General features: G+C 70.2%; 9 protein-coding genes. All 9 read right to left on the minus strand.

Translation table 11 applies throughout. The annotated features are described in order from the left end of the window. Positions 1-6: 6 nt before the first annotated feature. The gene (locus HGBR_RS20340; protein ID WP_019157724.1) at positions 7-162 is read right to left on the minus strand and encodes a hypothetical protein; all 156 of its coding nucleotides are present in this window, start codon (positions 160-162) and stop codon (positions 7-9) included. A gap of 90 nt (positions 163-252) precedes the next feature. After that, positions 253-1,536, minus strand: a complete 1,284-nt coding sequence (locus HGBR_RS02375; RefSeq protein ID WP_019157725.1) for a glutamate-5-semialdehyde dehydrogenase — start codon at positions 1,534-1,536, stop codon at positions 253-255. Further along, positions 1,533-2,687: a glutamate 5-kinase gene (gene proB / locus HGBR_RS02380; RefSeq protein ID WP_019157726.1), complete on the minus strand. Its 1,155-nt coding sequence runs from the start codon at positions 2,685-2,687 to the stop codon at positions 1,533-1,535. Before proB ends, HGBR_RS02375 begins: the two co-directional genes overlap by 4 nt. Next, on the minus strand, positions 2,684-4,228 hold the full coding sequence (obgE, locus tag HGBR_RS02385) for a GTPase ObgE (RefSeq protein ID WP_019157727.1): 1,545 nt from the start codon (positions 4,226-4,228) through the stop codon (positions 2,684-2,686). The genes proB and obgE overlap by 4 nt, the downstream gene beginning before the upstream one ends. A 157-nt stretch (positions 4,229-4,385) precedes the next feature. Next, positions 4,386-4,637, minus strand: coding sequence for a 50S ribosomal protein L27 (gene rpmA, locus HGBR_RS02390; RefSeq protein ID WP_019157728.1), 252 nt, complete (start codon positions 4,635-4,637; stop codon positions 4,386-4,388). Between the two features lie 30 nt (positions 4,638-4,667). Beyond that, positions 4,668-4,976 (minus strand): 50S ribosomal protein L21, encoded by a 309-nt coding sequence (gene rplU, locus HGBR_RS02395; RefSeq protein ID WP_019157729.1) that lies wholly within the window; start codon positions 4,974-4,976, stop codon positions 4,668-4,670. A 230-nt stretch (positions 4,977-5,206) separates the two neighbouring features. After that, positions 5,207-5,509 (minus strand): chorismate mutase, encoded by a 303-nt coding sequence (locus HGBR_RS02400; RefSeq protein ID WP_019157730.1) that lies wholly within the window; start codon positions 5,507-5,509, stop codon positions 5,207-5,209. Positions 5,510-5,665: 156 nt separating this feature from the next. Then, a complete protein-coding gene (locus HGBR_RS02405) occupies positions 5,666-7,228 on the minus strand; it encodes an alanine/glycine:cation symporter family protein (protein WP_019157731.1) in 1,563 nt (520 codons plus the stop codon). Between the two features lie 239 nt (positions 7,229-7,467). Then, the coding region (locus HGBR_RS16085; RefSeq protein WP_051013259.1) for an Rne/Rng family ribonuclease at positions 7,468-10,291 on the minus strand (2,824 nt) is incomplete at its 5' end.

The raw sequence follows: 10,291 nt of genomic DNA on the forward strand, positions 1-10,291 counted from the left end.
GTGGGGTCAGTGCCGGTGCGAGATGCCGCTCCAGGACAGCGTGATGACGCCCAGGAACATGAGGATCGAGAAGGTGATGAGCCCGAAGCCGATGGGCGGGATCGGCAGGTCGTAGGCGACATGGGGCGTCTCGGCCACGGCTGCGAGGATCGAGGTGGTCATGAAGGCCGTCCTTCGTTCGGTGGAATGATCAGTCTGGGAAAGTGTCTCATGCCCGGGTGCGGGAGGCGGAGTCGGCCCGCCGCCGTGGACTCAGGTGCGGATCTGGCCGTTGCCGCGCATGACCCACTTGGTGGTCGTGAGCGCTTCGAGGCCCATGGGACCGCGGGCGTGGAGCTTCTGCGTCGAGATGCCCACCTCCGCGCCCAGCCCCAGCTGGCCGCCGTCGGTGAAGCGGGTCGACACGTTCACACCCACGGCGGCCGCGTCGACCGCCTGCACGAACGTCTCCGCGTTCGCCAGGTCGTTCGTCACGATGACCTCCGTGTGACCGGACGTGTACGCGTGGATGTGCTCGATCGCCTCGTCGACGCTCGAGACCAGCCGCACGGCCAGTTCGAGGTCGAGGTACTCCTTCGCCCAGTCGCGGCGGGTGACCCGGCGGATCCGCATCCCCTCCGGCGCGTACGACTCGATCTCCTTGTCCGCACGGACCACGACACCGGCCTCATGCAGAGCGCCCAGGATCTTGGGCAGGACGCGCTTCGCGGCCTTCTCGTGGACCAGCAGGTTCTCCAGCGCATTGCACACGCTGGGCCGGTGCGTCTTCGAGTTGAGGACCAGGTCCGTCGCCATCCGCACGGGCGCCGACTGGTCGATGAACATGTGAACGTTGCCCACACCCGTCTCGATGACGGGGACCAGGGACTCGTGGACGACCCGCGCGATGAGCTCCGCGCCGCCGCGCGGGATGAGCAGGTCGACGTGATCGCGCGCCTGCATGAGCACGACCGTTCCGTCGCGGCCGAACTCGTCGATGCCGCTCACGATCTCCTCCGGCAGACCCACCGAGGCGACTGCGCGTCGCAGCAGCGAGATGAGGAGCGTGTTCGAGGACCGGGCCGCGGAACCGCCCCGCAGGACCACCGCGTTGCCGGACTTGAGCGCCAGGCTCGCGATATCGACGGTCACGTTGGGACGCGCCTCGTAGATCGTTCCCACGACTCCCACGGGGACCGCCTCCTGGCTCACCCGCATGCCGTTGGGCATCGTCTGCCCGTGGCGGATGACGCCCACAGGATCCGGCAGACCGATGACCTCGCGCACGGCACCGGCGATGCCCCGCACCCGCTCCTCGGTGAGCGTGAGGCGGTCGATGAGCGAATCCGGCGTCTCGCGCTTGCGCGCCGTCTCGATGTCCTCCGCGTTCGCGGCGAGGATGTCGTCGACGTTGGCCTCGAGGGAATCCGCGATCGCGGCCAGCGCGTCGTTCTTCACCTGCGTCGACGCCTGCGCGATGCTGCTGGCGGACTCCTTGGCGGCCGCGACGATGCGCGTGACCCCGCGCGTCACGCGTGGACTGATCTCAGTCGTCATTGTTCCCCTTGTTCGAAGACCGCGTCCGTGAGGACCATATCGTTGCGGTGAATGACCTCTCTACGGTAATCCGATCCCAGCGCGTTGCCCAACTCCTCCGACGACCTGCCCATCATGGCGGGCAGCTCGTCCTCCGCGAAGTTCGCGATGCCGCGGGCGACGAGCGCGCCGTCCGGACCGCGGACGTCGACCGGGTCGCCGGCGTCGAAGCCGCCGTCCGCACCCACGACGCCCACCGCCAGCAGGGACCGTCCTCGCTCGGCCACGGCGCGGGCCGCGCCCGCGTCGACGTGGATCGTGCCGTGCTTCTGTGCCAAATGGGCGATCCACAGCAGCCGGGTGGCGCGGCGTCGGTGCGTCACGCCGAAGGCGGTGCCCACCTCTCCCCCGGCCACGGCCTCGGCGATGTGATCCGCGGAGCTGAGGATCGTCGCGATCCCGGAGTCCGCGGCCATCGTCGCGGCCTGCACCTTCGTGACCATCCCGCCGGTGCCGGTGCCCGCGGAGCCGGTCCCGCCGATCCGCAGCTCGTCGAGGTGGGCCGGACCGCCGATGAACGGCACCCGCCGGCTGCCGGGGGCGCCGGGCGGTGCGCTGAGGAGGGCCTCGACGTCGGACAGCAGGACGAGGGCCTCGGCGTGGATCAGGTGCGCGACGAGCGCGGACAGGCGGTCGTTGTCTCCGAAGCGGACCCCGTGCGAGACGACCGCGTCGTTCTCGTTCACGATCGGGAAGATCCCCAGCGCCAGCATGCGCTCGACCGCGCGCTGCGCGTTGCGGTACTTCGCACGGTGGATGAGGTCGTCCGCGGTCAGCAGCACCTGCGCGGGCACGATCCCGTGCTCTGCGAGCGTGTGCGTGTACTCCGCCATGAGAAGGCTCTGCCCCACCCCGGCGGCGGCCTGCTTCGTCGCCTGGTCCTTGGGACGCCGGGTGATGCCCATGGGTTCCAGCCCGGCGGCGACGGCGCCGGAGGACACGAGGACGATCTCACGGCCCGCAGCCCGCTGCTCGCCCAGCACGCGGGCGATGCGACGCACGCGGTCCCGGTCCAACCCGTCCTGGACGGTCGTCAGGGACGACGACCCGACCTTCACGACGATGCGCTTCGCGTCGCGCACCTGCGCGCGCGTCTGCGCCTCCGTCCTCACGCCTCCACGTCCTCGTCCCCGGCCTGTCGCGCGCGGGCGGCGCGCTCCGCCAGGCGCTCCTCCTCGAACTCCGCACGGGTCGCGGCCTTCGCGTCCATGCGCTCGTGGAAGGCCTCCTTGCGCTCGCGGCGGGTGGCGCGCGCCCGCTCCTCGAGGCGCGCGTCCGTGCCGCGTCCACCCAGCAGCTCCGCACCGCCCACCATCGTGGGATCCCAGTCGAAGACGACGCCGTCGTCCGGACCGATCACGACGGTGGAACCCGGCACGGCGCCCGCCCGGAACAGCTCCTTCTCCACGCCCAGGCGCTCCAGTCGATCGCCCAGATAGCCCACGGCCTCGTCGTTCGCGAAGTCCGTCTGCAGGATCCAGGTCTCCGGCTTGGCACCCAGGATCCGGAAGATCGTCTCGTCCCCTTCCGCCTCGACGACGATGCGGAAGCCCGCGTCGTCGACCGCACGCGGCCGCAGCACGATGCGCTCCGGCTGAGTGTCGTCCTCCTCGCGGCGGGCGCGCTCCGCTTCGACCAGCCCCGCCATCGCGAAGGACAGGTCGCGCAGGCCCGCGTGCGACACGGCGGAGACCTCGAAGACGCGGTAGCCGGCGGCCTCGAGCTCCGGCCGCACGAGCGCGGCCATCTCGCCGCTGTCGGTCACGTCGATCTTGTTGAGCGCGACGAGGGTGGGCCGCTCGTCCAGCGGCAGCAGGTCTCCCCCGTGCTCGATGTCGACGGCGTACGCTGCCAGCTCCTCCTCCAGCGCCCGCAGATCACCCACGGGGTCGCGGCCGGGATCCCACGTGGCCAGGTCTATGACGTGGACCAGTCCGGCGCAGCGCTCGACGTGCCGCAGGAACTCGAGGCCCAGGCCCTTGCCCTGCGCCGCGCCGGGAATGAGGCCCGGCACGTCCGCGACCGTGAAGCGCGTGCCCCCGGCCTCGACGACGCCCAGGTTGGGCACCAGCGTGGTGAACGGATAGTCCGCGATCTTGGGGCGCGCGGCGGACAGCGCGGCGATGAGGCTGGACTTGCCGGCCGAGGGGAAGCCCACGAGCGCGATGTCCGCGACGGTCTTCACCTCGAGGACCAGGTCGTGGGACTGTCCGGGCGTGCCCAGCAGGGCGAATCCGGGTGCCTTGCGCTTCGTCGACGCAAGTGCCGCGTTGCCCAGTCCTCCGCGGCCGCCCTGCGCGGCGACGAAGCGAGTGCCCGGCTCCACGAGGTCCGCGAGGATGTCGCCGGCGGGCGTCTTCACGACGGTGCCCTCCGGCACCGGCAGCACCAGGTCGCCGCCGTCCGCACCGTGCTTGAGGTCGCCCTTGCCGATCCCGCCGTGATCCGCCCGGCGGTGGGGCGAGCGGTGGTACGGGAGGAGCGTCGTGGTCTGCGGATCGACCTCGAGGACCACGTTGCCGCCGTCACCGCCGTTGGCGCCGTCGGGTCCACCCAGGGGCTTGAACTTCTCGCGCCGGATGGAGACGCACCCGTTGCCGCCGTCGCCGCCTGCGATGTGCAGGGTGACGCGATCGATGAACTCAGTGGCCATGGCTCCTCGCAGAGATGGAAGGGACGTCCTGCCGCGAGTCGCGGCGGACGTGTCCGCACACCCCGATTCTACGGGGCGCACGGTGCAGGAACGCCGGAGCGGGGCGAGTCAGTGTGACTCGCCCCGCCCGGGACAGGTTCGCTGCGGGAGTCCGCGCTCAGGGAGCGAGGATGTTGACGACCTTGCGGCCGCCCTTCGCGCCGAAGTCGACGGTGCCGGCGGACAGGGCGAACAGGGTGTCGTCCTTGCCGCGGCCCACGTTGTCGCCCGGGTGGAACCGGGTGCCGCGCTGACGGACGAGGATCTCGCCCGCATTGACGGTCTGGCCGCCGAAGCGCTTCACGCCCAGGCGCTGGGCGTTCGAGTCGCGGCCGTTCTTGGTGGAGCTTGCGCCCTTCTTGGTTGCCATTGGCTTCTCTCCTTCAGGTGTCGCAGTCGCTCAGGCGATGCCGGTGATCTTGAGGCGGGTGAGGTCCTGGCGGTGGCCCTGACGCTTCTTGTAGCCCGTCTTGTTCTTGTACTTCTGGATGACGATCTTGGGACCGCGCAGCTCGTTGAGCACCTCTGCGGAGACCGTGATCTTCGACAGCGCATCCGCGGCCGTGGTGACGGTGTCGCCGTCCACGTGCAGCACTGCGGGGAGCTCGACGGTGTCGCCGGCCTCCGCCTTGATCCGATTGACCGTGATGACGTCGCCGACGCTGACCTTCTCCTGGTGGCCGCCGGCGCGGACGATGGCGTAGACCATGTGCGTACCTCTCGCTTCACTCCTGCGCGCGATCGTGCACCGCGCGACTTCCTGTCTGGAATGGGCGACCCCTCCTTGGCCTCCGCCACCCGCCGTGACCGGCGGAGAGCGGACGTCCCATTACGAGGGGGGATCTGCCCCGATGCCCATGGCACCGACGCACAACTCTAGCGCATGACGAGGGAGCCGGTCAAAGCCGCACAGCACCCCGGGAAGCCGCGCGAACGGCGTCAGGAGGCCTCGCGCGCCTCGTCTGCGATGCGCTCGTGGTGGCGGATGACTTCGGCCACGATGAAGGCGAGGACCTTCTCTGCGAACTCCGGGTCCAGATGGGCGTCCTCCGCCAGCGCGCGCAACCGCTCCAGCTGGCGGGCCTCGCGCGCAGGATCCGCGGGAGGCAGGGCGCGCTCCGCCTTGAGTCGGCCCACCCTCTCCGTCAGCTTGAAGCGCTCGGCCAGGACGTGGATGAGAACCGCATCGAGGTTGTCAATACTGCCCCGCAGCGCGTCGAGGTCCGCAGGGATGTCAGCCATTCCGTCTCCTGATCCGCTGTCCGGGTCTGCAGCGCCGCTCGTCGCACCCCGGTGCGGGCGAGCAGCCTCACGACTCCTCACGATACAGCGCCGCGCGCCCCGGCGGGAACCGGGGCGCGCGGCGCCGTGCAGACGGATGCGGTCGGGCTGAGGGCGTCAGGCGTTGCCCTGCTCCGCGCGGATGCGGGCGAGATCCTCGTCCGTCTCCGCACCCAGCTCGTGAAGCGTGCCGGCCTTCCGGTCGGCCAGGTACTTCCGCATCTCGTCCTTGACGACGGGCATGAGGATGTAGAGGCCCAGGATGTTGACGAAGGCGCAGCAGAACAGTGCGGCGTCCGCGAAGTCGACGATCGTGCCGAACGAGGCCATGCAGCCCACGATGATGAAGAACAGCAGGATCGAGCGGAACACGTTGTCGGAGGCGCGGCCGCGTCCGAACAGGTAGTGCCACGCCTTGAGCCCGTAGTAGCCCCACGTAATGAGCGTCGAGATCGCGAACAGCATGACGGCGATCGCCAGCAGGACCGGCCACCAACCGGTGATCGTGCCGAATGCCTCGGAGATGAGAAGCACGCCATCGGGCGAGCTGCCGGTCTCCGCGTATTCCGCCATCGCGTCCTCGAAGACCAGGCCGCCGCCGATCACGACGGTCAGCGCGGACATGAGGCAGACGACGACGGTGTCGAGGAACGGCTCCAGCATGGCGACGAAGCCCTCCGACACCGGACGACGCGTCTTGACCGCGGAGTGCGCGATCGGGGCGGAGCCGATGCCTGCCTCATTGGAGAACGCCGCGCGCTGGAAGCCCACGAACATGACGCCAAAGAAGCCACCGCTGATGCCCTCAGGGCTGAACGCCCCCGTGAAGATCGTGCCCAGGGCCGGACCGATCTGGTCCGCGTTGCCCAGGATGACGATGAGGCACGAGACGATGTAGAAGATCGCCATGGTGGGGACGAGCTTCTCCGTCACGCTGCCGATGGACTTCATGCCGCCGATGAGCACGAGCCCGACGACCAGTGCGATGAGGATGCCCATGATGAGACCGCCCACCGGTCCGCCCAGGATGCCGGTCTCACCACCGGTCACCTCGCGGAGCTGGACAGCGGTCTGGTTCGCCTGGAACATTCCGCCGCCGGCGACGCCGAAGAGCAGGATCGCAATCGCGAAGAACCCGGTCAGCGCGGCGGACACCGCACGCGGGAAGCGCTTGAATGCGACGGGGAGGTACTTGAACGGCCCGCCGTTGACGATTCCGTCCGAGTCGATCTCGCGGTACTTCACACCCAGGGTGCACTCGACGAACTTCGTGCACATCGCGAGCAGTCCGGCGACGACCATCCAGAACGCCGCACCGGGGCCTCCCATGGCCATCGCGGCGCCCACACCGGCGATGTTGCCCAATCCCACCGTCGCCGCGGTCGCAGAGGTGAGCGCCTGGAAGTGGGTCACCTCACCCGGGTCGCTGGGGCTGGAGTAGCGGCCGGAGACCACCTCGAGGGCGACCTTGAAGCCGCGGAACTGGATGAAGCCGAAGTAGACCGAGAAGACGACAGCGGCGACGATCAGCCAGATGACGACGAGGGGGAAGTTTCCCACGCTGAAGAAGACGATGCTGGCGAAGACGCCGACGACCGGGTCGAGGACGCCGTTGACCGTCTCCTCGATGGATTCGACGACACCCTGACCCGCGGGTTGCGCGCTCAGAGCTGCGCTCATGTGTGTGTTCATAGTGACTGAGAGTACAAGTCCCATATGACGCGCATCACATTCCCGGGCACTTCGGAGGACATGTTTACCCTATTGTTATCCACCTCACATCGACTGGCGCTCTCACCGGCATCAATGCCGCCGCACGCGTGCGACTCGCGACACGCGCAGAGCCCCCGACCACCCCGCAGGTGCGGGGGTCGGGGGCTCTCTGCGGGCGTCCGGCGACGGCTGCAGCGGGCCTGCGGTCAGTCCTCCATGCCCAGCATGAGGAACGGCAGTGCGGGCTTCTGCGGCTGGGGCTCGGGAGTTTCGGACTCGGTCGCGTCGGACTCCTCCTCCGGCGCCGGGGCCGTGGTCGCCTCCGCGGGTGTTGCTTCCTCCGCGGGTGCGGTCGCCTCCGCTGCGGGCTGAGTCTCCGGCTCCGACCGCGTCTGCACGGTCGTCATCGAGTCCGCACCGATCATGAACGGCGCCGGGCCCGAGTCCTGGGCGGGCACGAACGCCCGCCACGCCTCGACCTTCGGCTCCTCGACCTTCGGCTCCTCGGCCGCGGGCTCCTGGGCCGCGGGCTCCTGGGCCGCCGGCTTCACGACCGTCGACACCGCGGTCGTCGACTCCCCGGACCTCGGCTTCTCCGCGCCATGGACAGCCGCGTCAGCCGAGACCGACTCAGCCGCAGTCGTCTCAGCCGCGTCACCTGCAGCCTCAGGCGTCACGGCCGTCGTGGAATCCAGCTGCTGCTGGTCCGCGTCGTCACGCTGCGCGGAGCCGCGACCGCGGGAGCGACCGCCCCGGCGACGCGAACGGCGCCCGGACGACTTCTCCTCGCCCTGCTGCGCATCGCCGGTCTGCGTGTCGCCGGTCTGGTCGTCGCGCGTCCGGTCGTCGCCGTCCTGCGCGCCCGCGGCGTCCGCCGGCGCCCGGTCCTTCGCGGAGGCGTCCGCAGAGGACTGGTCCGCGCGCTCCTCCTCGTCGCCCTTCTTGAGCGTCGCCTTCGCGATCGCGGCGACCGCGGAGCGGGACTGGTCCTGCTTCTTCTCCGCCTCCGGATCCTGCTGGGGCGCGGGCTGGTCGCCGGACCGTCCGCCCTGGTCCCCGCCGCGCGACCGGCGGCCGCGACCGCGGTTCGACGAGCCGGAGTCCTTCTCGTCCGTGCCCGGCAGCATGAGGCCGCGGCCGGACATGTCCTCGCCGGCGGCGTCGAACGACTCCGCCAGACCCGTGCCGATCCGCTTGCGCGTCATCTGGACGAGGCCCAGCGACGTCACCTCCGCCACCTGGTGGCGCGTGCGATCGCGGGCCAGGCACTCGACGAGGCGCCGCGTCACGAGGTCGCGGTTCGACTCGAGCACCATGTCGATGAAGTCGACGACGATGATGCCGCCGATGTCGCGCAGACGCAGCTGGCGGATGACCTCCTCCGCCGCCTCGAGGTTGTTCTTCGTGACCGTCTCCTCGAGGTTGCCCCCGGAGCCGGTGAACTTGCCGGTGTTCACGTCGACGACCGTCATCGCCTCCGTACGGTCGATGACGAGCGAACCGCCCGAGGGCAGATTCACCTTCCGGCTCAGCGCCTTCTCGACCTGCTCGTTCACCCGGAAGTGGTCGAACATGTCCGTGCCCTCCGCGGCCGCCTGAGCCGTGGGCGTGTCCTCCGCACCGTAGCGGCTCACCCGCTCCAGGAGGTCCGGCGCGACCGCCTCGACGTACTCGTGGATCGTGTCCCACGCGCCGTCCCCGTCGATGACGAGCGAGTCGAAGTCCTCGTTGAAGACGTCGCGGATGATCCGGACGATCATGTCCGGCTCGCTGTAGAGCAGGCGCGGTGCCTGTGCCTTGGGCGCGTTCGCCTTCTTCTCGATCGACTCCCACCGCTTGGTGAGGCGGTCGACGTCGCGGCCCAGCTCCTCGTCCGAGGCGCCCTCGGAGGCGGTGCGCACGATGACGCCCGCCTTCTCCGGCAGGATCTCCTTGAGCAGCTTCTTGAGGCGCGCGCGCTCGTTGTCCGGCAGCTTGCGGCTGATCCCAGTCATGGAGTTGCCCGGGATGTAGACGAGGAAGCGACCGGGCAGCGAGATCTGGCTGGTGAGACGTGCGCCCTTGTGACCCACGGGGTCCTTCGTCACCTGCACCAGCACGGGGTCGCCGGCGCTCAGCGCCTGCTCGATCCGGTGCGGCTTGCCGTTCATGCCCAGCGCGTCCCAGTTGACCTCGCCGGCGTACAGCACCGCGTTGCGGCCCTTGCCGATGTCGATGAAGGCGGCCTCCATGCTGGGCAGCACGTTCTGGACGCGGCCCAGGTACACGTTGCCGATGAGCGAGGCCTGCGCTTTGTGCTCACTCAGGTAGTGCTCGACCGCGATGCCGTCCTCCAGGACCACCAGCTGGGTGCGGCCGGCCTGCTCGCGGACCAGCATGGTCCGGGTGACCGACTCGCGACGGGCCAGGAACTCCGCCTCCGTGAGCAGCGGGCGGCGGCGGCCGGCCTCGCGACCCTCGCGGCGACGCTGACGCTTCGCCTCGAGGCGCGTCGACCCCTTGATCGAGGTGACCTGATCGTCGCCCGAGCCACCGGAATCGCCGCCGCTGCGCGCGCCGCGCCCGCGGCGACGGCGGCGACGGCGCGAGCCCTGCCCGTCGTCGTCGGAGTCGTCGTCGGACTGATCCGCGGCCGAGGCCCCGGTCGACTGGTCCGACCCGCTCCCCTGCGCGGACCCGGAGTCCCGATCCCGCGCGTCGTCCTGCGACCCGTTCTCGCCCTGGCTGTCGTCGCCGTCGTCGCCGGACGAACGGCGCCTGCGGCCGCGCCCACCGCGCCGACGGCCGCCCTGCGAGCCGCTGTCACCGGAGTCGTCGTGCCGGTCGTCGTCGCCGTGACCGGCTGAGTCACCGTCAGCGGCATCCCGCCCGCGTCCGCCGCGGTCGTCGGCGTCTCGGCCGTCGGAGTGTCGGTCGTCAGAGCCCCGGTCGTCGGAGTCCCGATCGTCGGAAGCCCCGTCATCGGACCCCCGACCGCGACCGCTGTCGTCGCCGTCCGCACCGTCGCCGGAGCCGCGGTTGCGCGACCGC

The organism is Brevibacterium senegalense (genome assembly GCF_000285835.1).
Lineage (GTDB): Bacteria > Actinomycetota > Actinomycetes > Actinomycetales > Brevibacteriaceae > Brevibacterium > Brevibacterium senegalense.

What these genes read in the sequence shown, in the direction of transcription:
- HGBR_RS20340 (WP_019157724.1), bottom strand. Translation starts at nt 162, where the DNA reads ATGACCACCTCGATCCTCGCAGCCGTGGCCGAGACGCCCCATGTCGCC.
- HGBR_RS02375 (WP_019157725.1), bottom strand. Translation starts at nt 1,536, where the DNA reads ATGACGACTGAGATCAGTCCACGCGTGACGCGCGGGGTCACGCGCATC.
- obgE (WP_019157727.1), bottom strand. Translation starts at nt 4,228, where the DNA reads ATGGCCACTGAGTTCATCGATCGCGTCACCCTGCACATCGCAGGCGGC.
- rpmA (WP_019157728.1), bottom strand. Translation starts at nt 4,637, where the DNA reads ATGGCAACCAAGAAGGGCGCAAGCTCCACCAAGAACGGCCGCGACTCG.
- rplU (WP_019157729.1), bottom strand. Translation starts at nt 4,976, where the DNA reads ATGGTCTACGCCATCGTCCGCGCCGGCGGCCACCAGGAGAAGGTCAGC.
- HGBR_RS02400 (WP_019157730.1), bottom strand. Translation starts at nt 5,509, where the DNA reads ATGGCTGACATCCCTGCGGACCTCGACGCGCTGCGGGGCAGTATTGAC.
- HGBR_RS02405 (WP_019157731.1), bottom strand. Translation starts at nt 7,228, where the DNA reads ATGAGCGCAGCTCTGAGCGCGCAACCCGCGGGTCAGGGTGTCGTCGAA.